Source organism: Methylobacterium isbiliense (assembly GCF_022179325.1).
Classification (GTDB): Bacteria; Pseudomonadota; Alphaproteobacteria; order Rhizobiales; family Beijerinckiaceae; genus Methylobacterium; species Methylobacterium isbiliense.
Genome location: NZ_BPQQ01000058.1, coordinates 28,835 through 46,527, shown reverse-complemented (window position 1 = coordinate 46,527; position 17,693 = coordinate 28,835). Strand labels below are relative to the sequence as shown.

Here is a 17,693-nt window from a genome sequence, read left to right as displayed (position 1 = left end):
CCCCGGTCAGGCCGACTTCTCGGGCAGGTTCAGGCGGATGTGCAGCTCGCGCAGCTGCTTGGGCGTGACGGTCGAGGGCGCGCCCATCATCAGGTCCTCGGCCCGCTGGTTCATCGGGAAGAGCACGACCTCGCGGATGTTCGGCTCGTGGCAGAGCAGCATCACGATGCGGTCGACGCCCGGCGCGATGCCGCCGTGGGGCGGCGCGCCCATGCGCAGCGCGTTCAGCATGCCGCCGAACTTCGCCTCCAGCACGTCCCGGTCGTAGCCCGCGATGGCGAAGGCCTTCTCCATCACGTCGGGGCGGTGGTTGCGGATCGCGCCCGAGGACAATTCGATGCCGTTGCAGACGATGTCGTACTGGAACGCCTTGATCCCGAGAATCGTCGCCGCGTCCGCCGGGTCGAGGCTCAGAAACGCGTCGTGCTCGAAGTTCGGCATCGAGAACGGGTTGTGCGAGAAGTCGATGCGCTTCTCGTCCTCGTTCCACTCGTACATCGGGAAGTCGGTGATCCAGCAGAAGGCGAACTGGTCCTTGTCGGACAGGCCGAGGTCGTCGCCGATGCGGATGCGGGCCTTGCCGGCGAGCCCCGCCGCCTTCGCTTCGGTGCCGGCCGAGAAGAACACCGCGTCGCCCGCCTTGAGGCCGGCCTTGGCGGCGATGGCCGCCTGGACGGCGGCGGGCACGAACTTGGCGATGGGGCCGCGGCCGGAGAGCCGGCCGCCCTCCTCCTCCTCGAACACGATGTAGCCGAGGCCCGGCGCGCCCTCGCCCCGCGCCCAGTCGTTGAGCCTGTCGAAGAACGAGCGCGGCTGCGAGCCCGCGCCTGGAGCCGGGATCGCCCGCACCACGCCGCCCGCCTTGATGACGTTCTTGAAGGCGTTGAAGGTGACGCTCTCGTCGGAGAATTCGTCCGTCACGTCGACGATGATGAGCGGGTTGCGCAGGTCCGGCTTGTCGACGCCGTATTTCAGCATCGCCTCGGCGTAGGGGATGCGCGGGAATTCCTTCGTGACCCGCCAGCCGTCGGCGAACTCCTCGAACACGCCGCGCAGCACCGGCTCGACGGCCTGGAACACGTCCTCCTGCGTGACGAAGCTCATCTCGATGTCGAGCTGGTAGAACTCGCCGGGCGAGCGGTCGGCGCGGGCGTCCTCGTCGCGGAAGCAGGGCGCGATCTGGAAGTAGCGGTCGAAGCCCGCGATCATCGTGAGCTGCTTGAACTGCTGGGGCGCCTGCGGCAGGGCGTAGAACTTGCCCGGGTGCAGGCGCGAGGGCACCAGGAAGTCGCGCGCGCCCTCCGGCGAGGAGGCGGTCAGGATCGGGGTCTGGAACTCGAAGAACCCGCCCTCGCGCATGCGCCGGCGCAGGGAATCGATGATCGCCCCGCGCTTCATGATGTTGGCGTGCAGCTTCTCCCGGCGCAGGTCGAGGAAGCGGTAGCGCAGCCGCGTCTCCTCCGGGTAGTCGAGATCGCCGAAGACCGGCATCGGCAATTCGGCGCTGGCGCCCAGCACCTCGAGGTCGTCGATGTAGACCTCCACCGCGCCGGTGGGCAGGTCCGCGTTCTCGGTGCCGGCGGGGCGCTGGCGCACCCGCCCGTCGATGCGGATCACCCATTCCGAGCGCACCGCCTCGGCCGCCCGGAAGGCCGGCGAATCCGCATCCACCACGCACTGCGTCAGCCCGTAATGATCGCGCAGGTCGATGAACAGCACCCCCCCGTGGTCGCGGATGCGGTGGCACCAGCCGGAGAGCCGGACCGACGCGCCGATGTCGGACGGGCGCAGCGCGCCGCAGGTATGGGTACGATAGCGATGCATGACGGTTTCTTCTGATGTGCTGGCGGAGGCGGCCGGGCCGACCCCCGGAAGGCCGGCGCACCCATTCACGCACGCGTGTCCAAGTCAAGCACGCCCAGGTCAAGCGCGCGCCCGACTCGAGGCGCCCCCCGGCCAGCGAGGGATCCCGCCGTGGCAGAGACACCCCCTTCCCCGTCCCGGTCCGGGCTCCCGCTGCGCGAGGCCGCGCTCGGCCTCGCGCTCACCGCGACGGCGGGCTGGATCGACGCGATCGGCTTCCTGCGGCTCGGCGGGCTCTACACCTCGTTCATGAGCGGCAACACCACGCAGTTTGCCGTCGCGCTCGGGCAGGGAGAGGTGGCCGGGGCTCTGCCCGTCGGCGGGCTGCTGGCCGCCTTCGCGGGGGGCAGCGTGCTCGGCGGCCTCGTGAAGGGCGCCGTTCCGGCGCACTGGGTCGCCGCGCTCGTGCTGGCCCTCGAAGCACTGCTCCTCGGCACCGGGGCCGCGCTGGCGCTCGCGAGCCCCGATGCGCTCCCCGCGACGCTGCTCCTCGCCTTCGCGATGGGAGCCCAGAACGCCGCCCTGCTCCAGGCCGCCGGCTTCCGGGCCGGCGCCACCTTCGTCACCGGCGCCCTCTCGGGCTTCGGCCAGAAGCTTGGTCTCGCCCTCGCCGGCCGCGGGCCGCGCTGGGATTGGTCCGGCGACGGGCTGGTCTGGGCCGCCCTGCTGCTCGGCGGGGCCGGCGGGGCGGCGGCCTACGGCCAGCTGGCGCTCGCGGCCCTGCTGCCGCCGGCCGTGCTGACCGCCGCGATGGCGATCGGCCTGCTGACGGCGGCGCTGCGGCGGCCGGCCCGGTGACCGCGGAACGCCCTCCGGAAGGGAGCCGGACACACGCCCCCTCCCCTTTCAGAACGAAGCGCGAACACCTATATCAATCCCATGTTCGACAACAGCTTTTTCGGGCCGATTGAGCCCCCCGCGAGCGGGCCGCCGGAGGGCGCGCCCGCCCCTGTCCCGGCCGGGGATCTCCTCGTCGAGCGCCAGGACGGCGCGTGGCGGGTGCTGCCGATCGAGGGCCGGTTCGAACTGGTCTACGAGGATGGCAGCGGCGCCTGGAGCGTCCGGCGCCTGGCCGCGCACGAGCTGAAGATCGGCCCCGGCAGGGTGCTGGTCGGGGGCACCGACCGCGACCGCGACGGCTATCGTGGCTTCCGGGCCGACCGCATCCACCGCCTCACCGACCGCGACACGGGCGAGCGGGTGGAGCGCAACATCCTGGACTGGCTGACGCGCCGGGCCGAGGCGACGCGCCGCGCCCGGGCGGCCGCCCTGCGCAAGGCCGCGCGCGGGCGAAAGCCCGCCTGAGGGCCCGCCCGGCGATGCTGGTCACGCGGGATCGGCCGTCCGGCTCACGCCTGCATGGCCGCCGCCGCGGCCGCCAAGCCCCATCGGACGAGGTCCTGCGCCTCGGCCGCCGACCCGGCCTCCGCGTAGCAGCGCAGTTCGGGCGCGTTCCCGGAGGCGCGGAAGTGGATGGTCCGCCCGCCGTCGAGCTCGATCCTGACCCCGTCCTGCGCGTCGACGGCGAGCGGCGTGCCGATCGGGCGCAGGAACTCCCGGCGGAAGGCCTCCTGGCCGAGCCGCCCCAGCAGCGCGCCGCTGTGCTCGGCGGGCGTGTTGGGCAGGCGGTCGCTCGCGGTCTCGCCCGCGTTGAGGGAGGCGACGAGATCGGCGAGCGGCAGGCCGGCCGCCCGCGTCGCCGCCAGCGTCGCCAGGATCGGCAGCACCGCGTCGCGGGTCGGCAGGGCGGCCAGCGTCCTGCCGCCGATGGCCACGTCCGATCCGAGCAGGAACCCGCCATTCGCCTCGAAGCCGACGACGGAGCGCGCGCCCTCCCGCTGCGCCTGCGCCATGCCGGCGATGACGAAGGGCGAGCCGACCCGGGTGCGCAGCACGCGCCGGAAGCCGGCCTGCGCAAGCGCCGAGCCGGCCGTGACCGGCACCACGACCGTGTCGATGCCGAGGTACCGGGCGGTGATCAGGCCGAGGATGTCGCCGCGCACGATCCGGCCGGTGCCGTCCGCGACGAGCGGGCGGTCGGCGTCGCCGTCGGTGGTCACGAGCGCGTCGAAGCCGCCCGAGGTCACGGCCCCGCGGATGGTGGCGACGTCCTCGGGGCGATGGGCTTCGGTGTCGATCGGCACGAAGACGTCGGATCGCCCGATCGGCACGACCTGCGCGCCGAAGCCCGCGAGCAGATCGACGAGCAGGTCGCGGGCGACGGAACTCTGCTGATAGACCGCCACCTTCAGGCCGGACAGCATCGCCGGCGGGAAGACGTCGCTGTAGCGTCGGCGGTAGCGGTCGAGCGCGCCCGTATCCGGGGCCGCGGCGTCGGTCGCCGATGCGTCATCCACTTGGTCGCTGCCGCCGAGAGCCGCCAGGATGGCGGTCTCGTCGTCCTTGGTGATCTCGCCGTCGGGCCGGTAGAACTTCAGGCCGTTGCGGTCCTCCGGGATGTGGCTGCCCGTGACCATCACCGCGCAGGCGCCGCGCCGCATCCCTTCGAGCGCGAGGGCCGGCGTCGGCAGGGCGCCGCAATCGATCGGATCGAAGCCGGCCGCCGCGGCCGCACGTGCGACCGACCGGGCGATCCGCGGGCTGCTGTCGCGCAGATCCCGTCCGATCACGACGGTGCGGCCGGTGCCGCTCGTCGCCGCGACGGAGCGGAGGAAGGCGCTCGCATAGGCGTAGCTCGGCCCTCCTTCGAGGTCCGTCACGAGGCCGCGCAGGCCGCTCGTCCCGAATTTCAGACTGCTCATGATGTCTCCATCGGCCCGGGAGCGGCTTCTGACATCGACCACATGTAAGGCGCTGTTCGAGCCCGCCCAGCTTCCAGCGTCCGCAAAGGTTGGCGGGCCGCGCTCGTCCGTGCGTCCGTCGTGGCTCCGTCAGCGGGATAGTATGGCGGCCGTTGCAGATCACGAGCGGAATTTCATGCACGAGCCGATCACGCCGGCATCCGACGGAACTTGGGCGGAACGGGCTGCGTCCCGACGAGTGCTCCGGCCGTTGGCCCGCAGAGCGGCGCATTCGGCAGCCGGACTGTGCTGGAGCCGAAAGCCGAAGAGTGTTAAGGCGCTGCCGTCGTACCGGGGCGAGGCCAGCACGCTCGCGAAGGAGTCGCTTTGCCGGCTCGATCCAGCCTTTGGGTCAGCAAAGGCATGTCGTCGAGAGAGGAGGCTTGATTTCGCGCCGCCCGGCCCCGACGCCGCTCCAAGGCGCTCGCCTGAAACTGTCCAGTGGCGTCGCATCCGCACCGTCGAGCAGGTCTCCAGACCTCAAAGAATCGCGGCGCCGTATCGCGCGTCGTTGGTCGACAGACGCGATCTTGCTGACATGCCTGGTTGCAAAAATCAATTTTCGGCGTGGAGGAGTATCGCCAAGGCATAACGGTGCTGTTGATCGAGTTGTAAAGGCTTTGTATTCCACTTGATGATCGATTCTGATCAGACGGGAGAACAATGGCTCATGAGATGCGACTTAGTTGTTGTGATTTACGAAGAAGAGCTCGAATTGGCGGAGCTGCAAGCCAAAACTATTGCGCGGTTTATTGACGCACAGTCGGTCAACAGGTTGATTTATTGTATAAATGATGAAGATCCGAGCACTTCCAGTCGCTTCATGCGCGATAGCATATTTCCAGTGCTGGCAAGGGCCGGAATCTCGACATTGGAATGTCGAAGAGATCATTTCACGCTGAAGACCGGTCGAGGATATTGTTTGCAGCAGGTTCAGAAGCTCGAAGTCTCGTTTCGCGTGCAAACTGATTTTTATGTTGTGCTCGATACAAAGAATTTTCTCGTAAAACACTTTGATTTGAATGAGTTATTTAGCGGTCCGTACCCTGCTGTTTTCCTTGAGACGTATGAGGAGACCGATTTTAGGAGGTATATGAAGAATATGTATTTGTCGTACTGGGGCACTGAGGAGCCCTACGACAATGTAGCTTTGCCTGCGATGGCGACTCCATTCGTTTTTAATACAGCATTTGTGCGCAGTATGATTGATGCGGTCGAAAAGAAAGAAGGTATGCCGTTCGGAATTTTTTTCGAAGAGCGGTTTGGAGCTGGCGGCGGCTATTCGGAATTCCTTTTGTATTCTTCATATCTTTATAATTTTCAGCAGCGTGCCAATCTCACTGAAAAGCTTTCGCATACCAGCTGGGGTGAAAGCGTGATTAGCCCTGATGAAATTCATCTCCTTGTCGAAGGTGCAAGAAACAATCCGAGCTGGAAAATGTGCGGTATCCATAAGGGCCGCTTCGATCCTGTTGCACAGCGTACTCTGGAGGAGATTCGCAAGGCGATCGGTCTCTAAGTGGGGTTGGGATTGCCCTGGATTGGTGGACACCGAGAGCGCTTTCGCGTGAGGTGTTTTAGCCATGCCGAGAACCCGTCCCCCGTCCCCGGCGGAGTTCCGCCGCCAGATGGTCGAGCTGGTCTGCGCCGGGCGCGATCCGACCGACCTCGCCCGCGAGTTCGAGCCGTCGGCCCAAGCCATCCGCAATTGGGTGGCCGAGGCCGATCGCCAGGAAGGCCGCCGCGAGGCCAAGCCCTCTGGCGCTGAGGCTGCTCTCTCCGCGACGGGGCGCGAGGAGCGGCTTCGGCTACGGCGCGAGAACCGTCAGTTGAAGCTGGAGCGCGACATCCTCTCTCGCACGACATCCTCTCTCGCGCGACAGCCTGGTTTGCGCGCGAGACCGGAGTTCTGCCGTCGGGATCTTCCGGTTCATGAGCGAGAACCAGGCTCACTTCCGGAGTTACGCGACGAGGGCCAGGCCCACAGCCGCAAGCGCATCGCCCGGCTGATGCGAAAGGCGGGTCTTGTTGGGGCCTGCCACCGCCGCGGCGGGCCGGTGACAACGCGGCGTGATCAGGAGGCCCGGCCGGCCCCGGACCTGGTCGACCGCAGCTTCGCGGCCGATGAACCCAACCGCCTCTGGGTCGCGGACATCACCTACATCCCGACGCGTGCAGGGTTCCTCTACCTGGCGATCGTGCTCGACGCGTTCAGCCGCCGGATCGTCGGCTGGTCAATGACCGACCATCTGAGGACCGAACTGGTCTTGGACGCGCTCGAAATGGCCGTCGGACGGAGAAAGCCGCGAGACGTGATCCATCACTCGTATCAGGGCTTGCAGTATACGTCGCTGGCCTTCGGCAGCCGCTGCCGCGAGGCGGGTGTGCGGCCCTCAATGGGCTCAGTCGGTGACGCCTACGACAACGCCATGGCCGAGAGCTTCTTCTCGACCCTGGAATGCGAGCTGCTCGCCCGCCGGCGCTTCCACTCCCGGCCCGAGGCCCGCGTGGCCCTCTTCAGCTACCTCGAAGGCTTCTACAACCCAGTGCGGCGACACTCCGCCCTGGGCTACCGCTCACCCGTCGTCTACGAACAGGAGCACCAGCCAAAACCCGCAACCGAGACCCTGGTCACCCAAGCCCCGTAACCGTCCACAGAAACCGGGCAATCCCAGGCCTGCTTTTCCGGCCCGACTGCCTGTTTTTTCCGGCAGAACAGGGAAGCGGCGCGGTGACGGATTGGCGGGGACCTGCGTGCACCACCACCCACTTCCTACACAGTCGCAAGTTTCCGACTGGCGCAGAGACCTGCGCTAGATCAGAGGCTTGGCCGATCTCATGAGACCTGTGCGCGGCGCAGTTTTTTCTGTCGCGAATGCCGGATTTCGCGCCTTCCAGGTGTTTCTCGATGCGCCATTGAGACGGTTCGAGGACGTTTTTCGCCCGGACTGTCTGATCCGGGCAGACTCCTCCCCTGGTTAGGCCGGCTGACCCCGCAGCAGCGTCATGGCGCGACGCAGAGTGTAAGCCGTTGCGGTCAGCCGCACCTGCAGGCCCGCCTTGGCCAGACCCCACCAGCGCATCCGCCGCAGGCCGTCGCTCCGTTTCCACGTGCCGAAGATCTTCTCGATGCGACGCCGGACATGGCCAACCCGCCAGTTCCAGGCCTCCAGACAAGCCAACGCCGTCGTGTCATCCGCCGCGGCCCAGATCCCCCGAGCCGGCAGGCGGGAGTGACCGCCAGCCGCATGGATTGCGCGCTCGTTGGCCACACTCGCGTAGGCCAGATCGGCGTAGACCTCGCCAGGGCTGGCCGGGAGAACCGCCCCGAGCATCCGGCCATCGTTGACGTTGGCAGGCGTGATCGCGACCGTGCGCACGATCCCGCCGTCATGGTCGCAGGCCACGTGCGCCTTGTCGCCATGCACCGCCGCACGGTGCCGGTGGCCCACCCAGCGGGCCTGCGCGTCGCTGGAGGTGGCCGACGCGATCACGGTGGCATCGACCAGTGTGCCGGTCTTGATCACCATGCCGCGCGCGTCGAGCTGGCGGGTCACCGTCTCGAACAGCACCCCATCGAGGCCGCGGGCCACCAATTCGCGGCGGAAGCGGACGAAGGCGGTGCGCTCGGGCGTGGGCTCGTGGGCGGCAAAGCCGCAGAACCGGCGGAAGCTCGTGCGGTCATCCAGAGCCTCCGCGAGCTTGACATCCGACAGGTCGTACCAGACGGCCAGCAGCAAGCCCTTGAACAGCGCCAGGGGCGGCCAGGCCTGCTCGCCCGTGGGGGCGGCGTAGATCGGAGCCAGAACCCGGTCGATCTCGGACCAGTCGATCAGGGCGGCGATCTCGTCGAGCGATCCGGATCGGCGCTCCACCTCTGCTCCCAGCGCCAGCTGCTCCTGCCCGATCTGACGACGCGCCATGATCCGACCTCCAGGGGAGGCCAGGCCATCGAATCACGGCAAAGCCAGGCGTTCAACACCTGCCGCGCACAGGTCTCATCACAGCCCGAGAACTTGCAGAAGCCTCAGACCACAAACCGGGGCAGCTCCAGTCCGGCAGATCCACGCAATCAATCCGGGCCAGCCGGTCGGGGCATCGTCGTCCAACTACGCAAGTTTTGCATACGCGTCGTACACGCGAAAGTAGCTGTCCACAACTCCTGGCCAGTCATAAAGGCGAGGTGTCCCCGTCTCGCCGATGCTGTCGGGAGAGAGCGAGATTTCGCGGCCGCGCAACGTGCCATCCCTCGCGATCTCACCGCCATAACGCTCGAAGAATGCGGGCATGACCGGAATCTGGATGCTGTTCAATGTGTAGGGAAAGGTGACGAGGCGACTGGCGCTCGGGGTGCGCAACCCGGCAGCGCGTGTAAGTCGAGTCAAGAGTTCAAAGAGTACGACATCACAAGGATGGTTGGGCGTGAAAAATGTCTTGTAGGATTTATAGTTCTCCTCGATGAAGTCGCTCATGCAAATATCGAGACCTGATTCCCGACTTCTTAATTCGCTCAGAGAGTTCGAAACCGGATCGTCCGCGAACAATGGACTGTTCGGGCTGGTGATGGCAGCGGCAACCTCCTCCACCGCCCGCCCGCGCTCCCATCCTTCGCGAATGATCGGCAGATGATAATCGGAGAGAGGACCTGTGATCTTTCCGCGATTTGTATAAATATATCCAAAAGTAGGAAAATATCCGTCAAAATATGCGTTAGGCCATGATAGGCATTTATCTTTTAGTAAGAGCTTCATGCTGCTTGTGCGCAGAAAATGTACGCCGTAATCCTCCGCGATGCGCTGATGGAACAGGATGTCGCAACTCAGCGCACGAGAGAGTACGCGATCCTCGTCGTCGGACGTATATAGCCATACGGGTCCAAAGCTTACGATTTCGTAGTCCGCGCCGAGGTGTAGCGCGAGCGCTTCCAGCGTTTGGGCCTGACAGTTTCCCAGGAACCCGACCTTTGTCATGGTGGCTTGCCCCCTTGGTTCTTGATCGTTTCATTCGGCATAGCGAATGTGGAGATTGACTTCCAGCCTCGGATGGTTGCCGCCGCAATCAGGCTCCGGTCACGGGGAATGACCGTGCTGAGGCCTACAGCTAACGGTGTTCAGGCAGCGATGCCAGAGCGGCATTGCGCGCACGCGATCCGCGCGCACTCGGCGGCTCGCGGCACGGCCAGCCGCCTCCTGAGCCTGACTTCGCATCCCGGCTGAGACCGATGCTCTCAAGCAGGCTTTGCATCAGGTCATAGCCGCGGTTGATGTCGTGCAGCCGCGAGGCGTGCGCGTAGCCCGACCGCGACACGCGCTCCCACAAGGCCTGGTCGTTGTGCAGCCGGCAGATCAGCTCGGCGAAGGCGGCCGGATCATCGGCGACCAGCACATCCTGCCCGGGCACCAGGTCCAAGCCTTCGGCCGCGACCGGCGTTGCCACACAGGGGACGCCGTGCAGGAGGCTGGACACCAGCTTGCCCTTTGCGCCAGCCCCGTAGCGCAGCGGAGCCGTGGTCACCCGCAGCGTCCCCAGCGCCTCCGCCATATCGTCGACGTACCCGGCATACACGACGTTGCGGTCGGCCCGCTCCTTGAAGGATTCCGGAAGGTCGGCGCCCATGACGTACAGCGTGAGGCGGTCGTTGATTGCGGTGACCAGCGGCCAGATCTCCGTGAGCAGGTACAAGAGTGCGTCGACGTTCGGCGAGTGCCGGTAGCCGCCGATGAAGCCGACGCCGTCCCGCTCCGCGAAAGGCCTCCCGCGCCCCGTCAGGTCGCGTAATAGCGGGATCATCCGCACGTTCGCGCCCTTAACGTTGTCCCCGATGATCTTGGACTCGGCCGACGACACAACGATTGTCGCGTCGCACATTCGGCTCAGGTAGTATTCCCGTTCGCGGGTCCAGTAACTGCGGTTAAGAGCCAAGCGATCCTTCGTGAGTCGAGCCTCCCGCTCCTCCCTCAAGTGATGGAGGTCGACTGTGTTGAAGATGATCTTTGCTTCAGGTGCTGCCTTCCTGGCGTGCTTGTAATAGTTACCGCCACAATGGACTCTGGATAGAAAAAAAATATCAAACAAAGTTCCGTTCTTCTCGATGTAATCTTCAACGGAAATGAACTTATAATAATCGATGCAATCGACGCCCATGTTTTCAATGTGTTCTCGATGCGGATTTTGTTCGAAGAATTCGGCGGCTGCGATGAAGGTGATCTTGAATCCCAGATTGATGAAGATCCTGAGAAAATTGAGGGCGTCCAGGGATCCTGAATCGGCTTTGAAGCGGGGATGGTAGCTGTCGATGTAGAGGATTTCTCTCCCGCTCGTGCCTGGCCGGCCGGCCCGTGCTGTCTCGGCCTTGGCGCAGAAATTCATGTCCGTGGCGGCGTAATGTGCCAGCGGATTGACCCTGGTCTGACCGAGGTCCGGATGACGCGTCAGGTAGGCGCCGGTTCCGAACACCGGGTTCGGGTCGACGCTGCCATCGACGGCGTAGCGCAGGAAGTGCGCCAATGGGTGCAGGCCGCCGCGTGCTGCCTCCGAGTACCGGCGTGCATACCAAGCCGTGTCGAAGAGCGGGTGGGGTTGCAAGCCCTGGTCAACGCCGTGCCGGATGTAGTGGGCCAATGGGTTCTCGCCCAACGATCGCACTTCCGGATAGCGGTCGAGGTACCAGTGTGTCTGGAACAGCGGGTTCGGCAGGCGCCCTTCTTTGGATCCATGTTCAATGTAATGAATGATTGGGTCGGTGCCTGAAATCTTGACATCTTGATATTTTGAAAGATACCACTCAATGTCAAACATCCCGATACAGTTTTTTATGGTGGAATATTCTTCTGGTAATTTTTGATTTATCCTTAAGCGACGACCGTTCCTGTATGTCTTTAGTAAGTGCCCGGCTCGAATGGCGTGCTCAACAATGATGCCGCTTCTTTTTCTCATTGATGGACCTTGCATGACATGCTGTCGAAGATCCCACGGACGAGTCGCGGATCGGGCTAAGGGCGTCACGTGAGCGCTTACTTGTGGATGTCCGTTCTGCCGGATCAGCGAAACGTGCGGTCGTGCCGGGGGCGGCAGCCCGGGTAGTGATGGCGGTACATATATCTACACGCGCTGAATCCTGGCTCAAGCCCGCCGTCACCCTTCTCATCGTGGCGACCGGGCTTGGCCCATGCGCCGCAGGTCGGGTCCAAGATGAGCAGCCGGACGACGCTCGCCTTTGAGGTGACGGCTGGTCCTGAGACGCCGTCGCGGACTGCGCAGCGCCAAGGAGTAGACGTCCAGTCCCTACTCCTGCCCAAATCAATCTGATAAGCGCGATGCCAGACGAGTCGGAGCAAGAGATGACGGTCTCAGAGGGTAGTCTGATCCACCCGGTGATCCTCTGCGGCGGGTCGGGCACGCGGCTGTGGCCCGCCTCACGCGAGAGTTTCCCGAAGCAGTTCATCCCCCTCGCGGAGGCGGATCGGTCGTCGTTCCAGGCCACGGCGCTTCGCCTGACGGACGCTACCGTGTTTGCCAGGCCCGCCATCATCACCGCGCAGGAGGCCCGGTTCACCGTCGGCGAGCAGCTCGCCCAGGTGGGCGTGGCGGCCGACATCCTGCTGGAGCCGCAGCGCCGCGATTCCGCCGCGGCCGTCGCGGTGGCGGCCCTCAACGCCGCCCGCCGCGATCCCGAGGCCCTGGTGCTGATCCTGGCGGCCGATCACGTGGTGGGCGACACGCCGGCCTTCGTCGCCGCGGCCAGGGCCGCCGCGGTCGCGGCGCGCGACGGCTGCATCATGACGCTCGGCATCACGCCCACCGCCCCCGCCACCGCCTACGGCTACATCCAGATGGGCGATCCGCTGCCCGGAGCGGCCGGCGCGAGCGGGGCTCACGCCATCGCGCGCTTCCTCGAGAAGCCCGACGCGCCGCGCGCCGAAGGCCTGATCGCCGAGGGAGCGCTGTGGAACAGCGGCTACTTCCTGTTCCGTGCCGACGTGATGCTCGACGAGCTGCGCGCGCATGCGCCAGCCGTGCTCGACGCCGCCGAGCAGGCCCTGGCGCAGGCCAGCCGCGACCTCGACTTCGTGCGGCTCGATCCGGCCGCCTTCGCGCAGGCGCCCAAGATCTCCATCGACTACGCGGTGATGGAGCGCACCCGGCGCTCGGGCGTGCTGCCGGTGCGCTTTCCCTGGTCGGATATCGGCACCTGGGGCGCGCTGTGGGAGGTCTCGGATCGGGACGGAGCCGGCAACGCCCTGCGGGGCCGGGCGGCGGTGCGGGACACCCGCAACAGCCTCGTGCACAGCTCCGGCGACATCCTGACGACGGTCGTGGGGCTCGACGACGTGGTGGTGGTCACCACCCCGGACGCCGTGCTGGTGACGAGCCGCGAGGCCGGCAGCGAGGTCAAGGCTCTGGTGGAGGACCTGCGCGCCCGTGGTGAGCCCGAGGCGGATGCGCATCGCCTGATGTACCGGCCCTGGGGCTCCTACCAGCGGATCGACATCGGCGCGCGCTTCCAGGTGAAGCGGATCACCGTGAAGCCGGACGGGCGCCTGTCGCTCCAGAAGCACTACCATCGCGCCGAGCACTGGGTGGTGGTGCGCGGCACCGCCGAGGTGACGGTGGACGGGGCGGTGACGCTGGTGCACGAGAACGAGGCGATCTACCTGCCGATCGGCTGCGTGCACCGGCTGGCGAACCCGGGCAAGATCCCGCTGGAGCTGATCGAGGTGCAGGTGGGCAGCTACACGGGCGAGGACGACATCGTCCGCATCGAGGACGTGTACGGCCGCGACAACGCCTGACGGTCCGGACGCCGCGCCGGCGCGGTCGCCTCGGTCCGATCAGCCGGAGTCCGCCCCGGGCTGCCGGATGCCGCGCCGCATCAGCGTCGAGAGACGCCGCGCGAGCCGGCGGCCGAGCGCTCTGCCGCATCGGGGCGGCGGGCGGGCCGGTGACGGGTCGAGGCGGTCCGTCGGCGCCCCGGCAAGCCCGTGCGCGATCATCAGGTCGGCAACGCGTGCGGCGGCCTCCTGCGGATCGCGGAAGCGATGGCCGGCCGATGTCTCGCCTGCATCTGGGTCGACGACGCAGAGGTCGGCCCGCAGGACGGTGAAGGCTCGGTCGCCCTCGACGAGCCCATCGAACCAGTCGACCTCGCGCGGCGTGAGGCGATCCGGCGGACCGTGGACGAATACCAACGGTCGTTGACGACGACCGTTGGTTCCGTTCTCGAAGTGTCGCCAAGCCTCTGGCTTGGCATCGAAAATGTGAGATGGGTCATCGGCCCCGTCGATCCCGGGCTTGCCCGGGATCGAGATCGATGCGTCAGCATCCTGGGACGATGGAAGAAGCCATAGGCGTCCGAGAACCAGCCGGCTTTGCGACCGCAGCGATATCGCGGCCGGCTTGATGGGGCCGAGCCGGGCTGTCATGAAGCGCCGGGCGGCAAGTCCGGCTGGGTCGGGTGAGTGCAGGACCGGATGGCCCTGAGGAAGCCGGCGTCAGTCGATAGCGGGCCGGGCTGCGGGGGCTTGCGGGCTAGGTACCCGGGCCATCTCCCGGCCCAGGATGGCCTTTGCGCCACCGTCGGGACGACGGCCGGCAGTGTGGACGCGTCGGGATCATCGAATGATAGTCTTCACGATTTGCTCTGCCAATTTCATGAGCTACGCCCTGACGCTGTATGAAACCATCTCGGCGCATGAGGCGGACCTCACGTTCTATCTTCTTCTCTGCGACCACAAAGATTCGATCGATCCGAGCGCGTTCGACTTTGAGATCATCTATATTGAAGATCTCGGAGTGCCGAATTTCGATATGATGCGGGAAAACTACAGCATCACCGAGCTGAACACGTCGCTCAAGCCGTTCATGTTCCTGTATCTCTTCGATCGCCATCCTGGGGAGCATGTCGCCTATTTCGATCCGGACATCATGGTCTGCTCTCCTCTGATCGAGCTCAAGGAATTGATGCACGAGGGAGCACCCTGCATCCTGACGCCCCACATCACGGAGCCGGCCGAGTTCGCCGACATGAATGACGGCATGTTCCTGATCTACGGCATCTACAATCTCGGCTTCTGCTGCCTCGCCGACACGCCGGAGGTGCGCCGGGTCGTGGCGTGGTGGTCGCGGCGGCTGGAGACCGAGTGCATCATCGATCTGCCGCGCGGGCGGTTCGTCGATCAGAAATGGGCCGACCTCCTGCCCGCGATGATCGGAGGCACCGCCATCCTGCGGCATCCCGGCTACAACGCCGCGTACTGGAACCTGAGCCAGAGACGTTTGGCCAAGTGCGGGACGCAGTGGCGGGTCAACCAGGAGCCCTTGAGGTTCTTTCACTTCAGCGGCAACCTGATCGAGGACGTCAATGTGTTCTCAAGGCATAGTCACGAATTCAATGTGCATTCGTTCGGCTCTGTCGGTAATTTGCTGGCAGAATACAGGAGTTTGATCTATAAGAACGGCCATGATTTTTATTCAGGTCTTGATTATGGATTCAATTGGTCGGGCTCCTCGGGGAGGAACGAGCACACGCTGCTGGAGATTTTCGCGAGCCGCCCGAAGGCCAAGGCTCCCCCTCACCTGCCGCTGCGCCGCCTCGACGCCGGCCGGGAACTGCCCCCGCGCGTGAGGGCCGTCCGGGAGGAGGCGGAAGGCAGGGTGAGACAGGCGCTGCTGGGTGACGAGCCTCCGACCGGCTACTGCATCGTCTGCGACGGCAGAACGCGGTTCCGCGCGAGCGGCGAAGCCCACTGCGAGCCGTCGGGAGGCCGGCAGGGGCTCGTTTGCAGCGCATGCGGGTTCGACGTCCCGGTGCGGCTCGGCCTGCACGCGTGCAGGCAGTTGCTGTCGCGGGACGACACCGCCGTGGCCGTCGTGGCGGAGCGCGGGCGACGCATCGAGGATGCGTTGCGGGCGCGACTGGACGGCGGCGGCAACGCGGCGGCGCGGTCGATCTGCCTCGTGGACCTGTCGTCCGCCGAGGCCACGGCGTCGGACCTGCTCGGCCTGTCGCGCGCGCATTCCGTCCTGATCGTCGTCGATCCCACCGACGAGACGGAGGCGCTGTTCGCGCGTGCGGGTCTTCCGGTCGCCCTGTACGAGGGCTGGTCGGAAGCGTGCCTGTACATGCTCCGGCCGACGAGACTCGCGATCGTGGGCGAACCGTCCCGGCGAAGCACTGGATGAGCGCCCGCGGCCCGCGGATGCGGTTCGGCGAAGGGCGGCGGCCGAGCCGTCCCGGGCGGCCGGCCCCCAGCACCGCTCCCTGTGGCCGACTTGTTCAGGCCGATGGTCCGAAGATTGCTGGACGTTCAAGTGCGGCTCGGCGGGCAGTCGAGAAATTTAGCGTGGACGCCTTGCATCCCAGCTGTCGGAGTTATACACGCTGGCCCGGCCGACTGCAGGATCGATGCTGATGGATGCCCAGCAAATCAAGCTGCAGCGCCGCGAGCAGGAGGAGCTGTTTTTCTTCAGCCCTCTGCCTCCGTCCCGCAACGGCATCGCAGATTACGCGGCCAGGGTCCTGGCGGGATTGTCCTCGCGGTACCGGGTGAGTGCGTGCGCGGATTCCTTGTTCGCCGAGGTGCCGGACGGGATCTCGCTCGTCGACGAGGCTCTCGCATTCCAGCATCTGTCGCCGGGCGCCAAGATCGTGTACCAGCTCGGCAACAATCCCGGGCACGTCTTCGTGCTGCGTGCGGCTCTGCGCTATCCCGGCTTGGTTGTACTGCACGATCCGCGCATCCTGTACCTGTATCAGGTCGCCGGCACCGGGACCCAGGATCTCTACGACCTGATGATCGCCTCGAACCCCCGCGCGGCCGAGTTCGCCCGTGCGGTGCGGGCGGAGAGCCGCGGGCCGACGCGGGTCGACCACGTGCTGTTCGACGCGCTGGCGGAGGTTCTGAGGGTCTCCCGCGCCATCGTGGTGCATTCCGAGTACGCCCGCCAGCTCATCCGGCGCCACCACGGCGAGGCGGCGGCCGCGAAGGTGTCGGTCATTCCGCATTTCGCCTACACCCCGACGAACCTGTCGCGCGAGGCCGCGCGGGCCGCCTTGAACCTCGACCGGAATGCCTTCGTGGTGGTCACGGCGGGCTTCGTCCACCGCCGCAAGCGCTACGAGTGGCTGATCGAGGCCCTCGACCACGTGGTCCAGACGAGCGCCCGTCCGGTGATCTGGATCCAGGCGGGCGAGTTGCGGGAGGCGGAGGTGTCTCTGTCCGCTCTCCTCGATCGGTTCCCGGCCGTGAAGGCGGTGTCGCGCGTCACGGGCTACCTGTCGGAGAGCGACCTCGACACCACTATCGCGGCAGCCGACGTCCTGGTGAACCTGCGCTTCCCCTCGGAGGGCGAGAGTTCGGGCTCGCTGGCGCGGGCGTTCGGGAACGGGACCTGCTGCCTCGTCTCCGATACGGCCGCCTTCAAGGAGATTCCGGCCGACGTGGCGGTCAAGATCCCGACGATCGGCGCCCCCCGGGTGATCGCCGCGGCCCTGAACGCGCTGTCGGCCGATCCCGCCCTGCGCGACGCCTTCGGGCGGCGCGCCGCGCAGTATGCGGCGACGGACCTGTCGATGGACCGCTACGTCGCGCGCTTCTGCGAGGTCCTCGACGGTCTCGACGCGCCCGCGCCCGCCCTGCCGGCCCCGCCGGCCCGTCCCACGCTGCGCCTCGCCCCCGATCCGCTCACGGCGCGCCAGCGCCTCGCCGAGGCGCTGGCGGCGCATCCGGCCGGCATCGAGGTCGTGATCGGCCCGGTTCCCGCCGCGACCGAGGCGCATTCCCTCCTTCCCGCCCTGCTGGCCGAGGGCGCGGATGCCCGGCACCTGCGCGCCGCACCCGTCTCGCCCGAGAGCCCCACCGGGGGGGCGGCCTACGAGATCCGGCTGCATCTCTGCCGCAAGGCCGAACTGCGGCATGCGCCGGCGGCTCCGGCCCAAGCGCCCGCGGCCCTGCCCCAAGCGCCCGCGGCCCTGCCCCAAGCGCCGGCGGCCCTGCCCCAAGCGCCGGCGGCCTGACGGACGTGCCGCGC

General features: G+C 66.4%; 13 protein-coding genes. 7 read left to right on the top strand and 6 right to left on the bottom strand.

The features are described from left to right. Positions 1 to 6: 6 nt before the first annotated feature. A complete protein-coding gene (aspS, locus tag MFF61_RS22660; RefSeq protein ID WP_238239122.1) occupies positions 7 to 1,824 on the bottom strand; it encodes an aspartate--tRNA ligase in 1,818 nt (605 codons plus the stop codon). Between the two features lie 150 nt (positions 1,825 to 1,974). Between aspS and MFF61_RS22655 the strand changes: the two genes are divergently transcribed. Beyond that, positions 1,975 to 2,661: a YoaK family protein gene (locus MFF61_RS22655; protein ID WP_238239119.1), complete on the top strand. Its 687-nt coding sequence runs from the start codon at positions 1,975 to 1,977 to the stop codon at positions 2,659 to 2,661. Between the two features lie 81 nt (positions 2,662 to 2,742). Continuing rightward, positions 2,743 to 3,168, top strand: a complete 426-nt coding sequence (locus tag MFF61_RS22650) for a hypothetical protein (protein ID WP_238239117.1) — start codon at positions 2,743 to 2,745, stop codon at positions 3,166 to 3,168. A 44-nt stretch (positions 3,169 to 3,212) separates the two neighbouring features. On the opposite strand, the gene MFF61_RS22645 is transcribed toward MFF61_RS22650, so the two are convergent. Next, positions 3,213 to 4,625: a phosphomannomutase gene (locus MFF61_RS22645; protein WP_238239107.1), complete on the bottom strand. Its 1,413-nt coding sequence runs from the start codon at positions 4,623 to 4,625 to the stop codon at positions 3,213 to 3,215. Positions 4,626 to 5,298: 673 nt separating this feature from the next. Here MFF61_RS22645 and MFF61_RS22640 point away from each other — a divergent pair. Further along, complete coding sequence (locus tag MFF61_RS22640; RefSeq protein ID WP_238239105.1) at positions 5,299 to 6,183, top strand: DUF6492 family protein; 885 nt, start codon at positions 5,299 to 5,301, stop codon at positions 6,181 to 6,183. Between the two features lie 64 nt (positions 6,184 to 6,247). Beyond that, positions 6,248 to 7,312, top strand: coding sequence for an IS3 family transposase (locus MFF61_RS22635; RefSeq protein ID WP_238239103.1), 1,065 nt, complete (start codon positions 6,248 to 6,250; stop codon positions 7,310 to 7,312). A gap of 330 nt (positions 7,313 to 7,642) precedes the next feature. Here MFF61_RS22635 and MFF61_RS22630 read toward each other — a convergent pair whose 3' ends face one another. From MFF61_RS22630 to MFF61_RS22620, 3 genes are all read right to left on the bottom strand, one after another. Beyond that, positions 7,643 to 8,587 (bottom strand): IS5 family transposase, encoded by a 945-nt coding sequence (locus MFF61_RS22630; RefSeq protein WP_238239101.1) that lies wholly within the window; start codon positions 8,585 to 8,587, stop codon positions 7,643 to 7,645. Positions 8,588 to 8,773: 186 nt separating this feature from the next. Further along, complete coding sequence (locus MFF61_RS22625; protein ID WP_238239098.1) at positions 8,774 to 9,634, bottom strand: WcbI family polysaccharide biosynthesis putative acetyltransferase; 861 nt, start codon at positions 9,632 to 9,634, stop codon at positions 8,774 to 8,776. Between the two features lie 130 nt (positions 9,635 to 9,764). Next, complete coding sequence (locus tag MFF61_RS22620) at positions 9,765 to 11,462, bottom strand: glycosyltransferase (RefSeq protein ID WP_238239096.1); 1,698 nt, start codon at positions 11,460 to 11,462, stop codon at positions 9,765 to 9,767. Between the two features lie 542 nt (positions 11,463 to 12,004). Between MFF61_RS22620 and MFF61_RS22615 the strand changes: the two genes are divergently transcribed. Next, positions 12,005 to 13,456, top strand: a complete 1,452-nt coding sequence (locus tag MFF61_RS22615) for a mannose-1-phosphate guanylyltransferase/mannose-6-phosphate isomerase (RefSeq protein ID WP_238239094.1) — start codon at positions 12,005 to 12,007, stop codon at positions 13,454 to 13,456. A gap of 39 nt (positions 13,457 to 13,495) precedes the next feature. Here MFF61_RS22615 and MFF61_RS22610 read toward each other — a convergent pair whose 3' ends face one another. Beyond that, positions 13,496 to 14,086, bottom strand: a complete 591-nt coding sequence (locus tag MFF61_RS22610) for a hypothetical protein (protein WP_238239092.1) — start codon at positions 14,084 to 14,086, stop codon at positions 13,496 to 13,498. Positions 14,087 to 14,282: 196 nt separating this feature from the next. Between MFF61_RS22610 and MFF61_RS22605 the strand changes: the two genes are divergently transcribed. Beyond that, complete coding sequence (locus tag MFF61_RS22605) at positions 14,283 to 15,845, top strand: hypothetical protein (RefSeq protein WP_238239090.1); 1,563 nt, start codon at positions 14,283 to 14,285, stop codon at positions 15,843 to 15,845. Positions 15,846 to 16,074: 229 nt separating this feature from the next. After that, positions 16,075 to 17,679, top strand: coding sequence for a glycosyltransferase family 4 protein (locus MFF61_RS22600; RefSeq protein WP_238239088.1), 1,605 nt, complete (start codon positions 16,075 to 16,077; stop codon positions 17,677 to 17,679). The last annotated feature ends 14 nt before the right edge of the window (positions 17,680 to 17,693 follow it).

Bases quoted from the DNA above. Each gene is read 5' to 3' on its own strand.
- MFF61_RS22605 (WP_238239090.1), top strand. From the start codon at position 14,283: ATGATAGTCTTCACGATTTGCTCTGCCAATTTCATGAGCTACGCCCTG.
- MFF61_RS22645 (WP_238239107.1), bottom strand. From the start codon at position 4,625: ATGAGCAGTCTGAAATTCGGGACGAGCGGCCTGCGCGGCCTCGTGACG.
- MFF61_RS22635 (WP_238239103.1), top strand. From the start codon at position 6,248: ATGCCGAGAACCCGTCCCCCGTCCCCGGCGGAGTTCCGCCGCCAGATG.
- MFF61_RS22625 (WP_238239098.1), bottom strand. From the start codon at position 9,634: ATGACAAAGGTCGGGTTCCTGGGAAACTGTCAGGCCCAAACGCTGGAA.
- MFF61_RS22620 (WP_238239096.1), bottom strand. From the start codon at position 11,462: ATGTTTGACATTGAGTGGTATCTTTCAAAATATCAAGATGTCAAGATT.
- MFF61_RS22630 (WP_238239101.1), bottom strand. From the start codon at position 8,587: ATGGCGCGTCGTCAGATCGGGCAGGAGCAGCTGGCGCTGGGAGCAGAG.
- aspS (WP_238239122.1), bottom strand. From the start codon at position 1,824: ATGCATCGCTATCGTACCCATACCTGCGGCGCGCTGCGCCCGTCCGAC.
- MFF61_RS22610 (WP_238239092.1), bottom strand. From the start codon at position 14,086: ATGACAGCCCGGCTCGGCCCCATCAAGCCGGCCGCGATATCGCTGCGG.
- MFF61_RS22600 (WP_238239088.1), top strand. From the start codon at position 16,075: ATGGATGCCCAGCAAATCAAGCTGCAGCGCCGCGAGCAGGAGGAGCTG.
- MFF61_RS22615 (WP_238239094.1), top strand. From the start codon at position 12,005: ATGACGGTCTCAGAGGGTAGTCTGATCCACCCGGTGATCCTCTGCGGC.
- MFF61_RS22640 (WP_238239105.1), top strand. From the start codon at position 5,299: ATGATCGATTCTGATCAGACGGGAGAACAATGGCTCATGAGATGCGAC.
- MFF61_RS22650 (WP_238239117.1), top strand. From the start codon at position 2,743: ATGTTCGACAACAGCTTTTTCGGGCCGATTGAGCCCCCCGCGAGCGGG.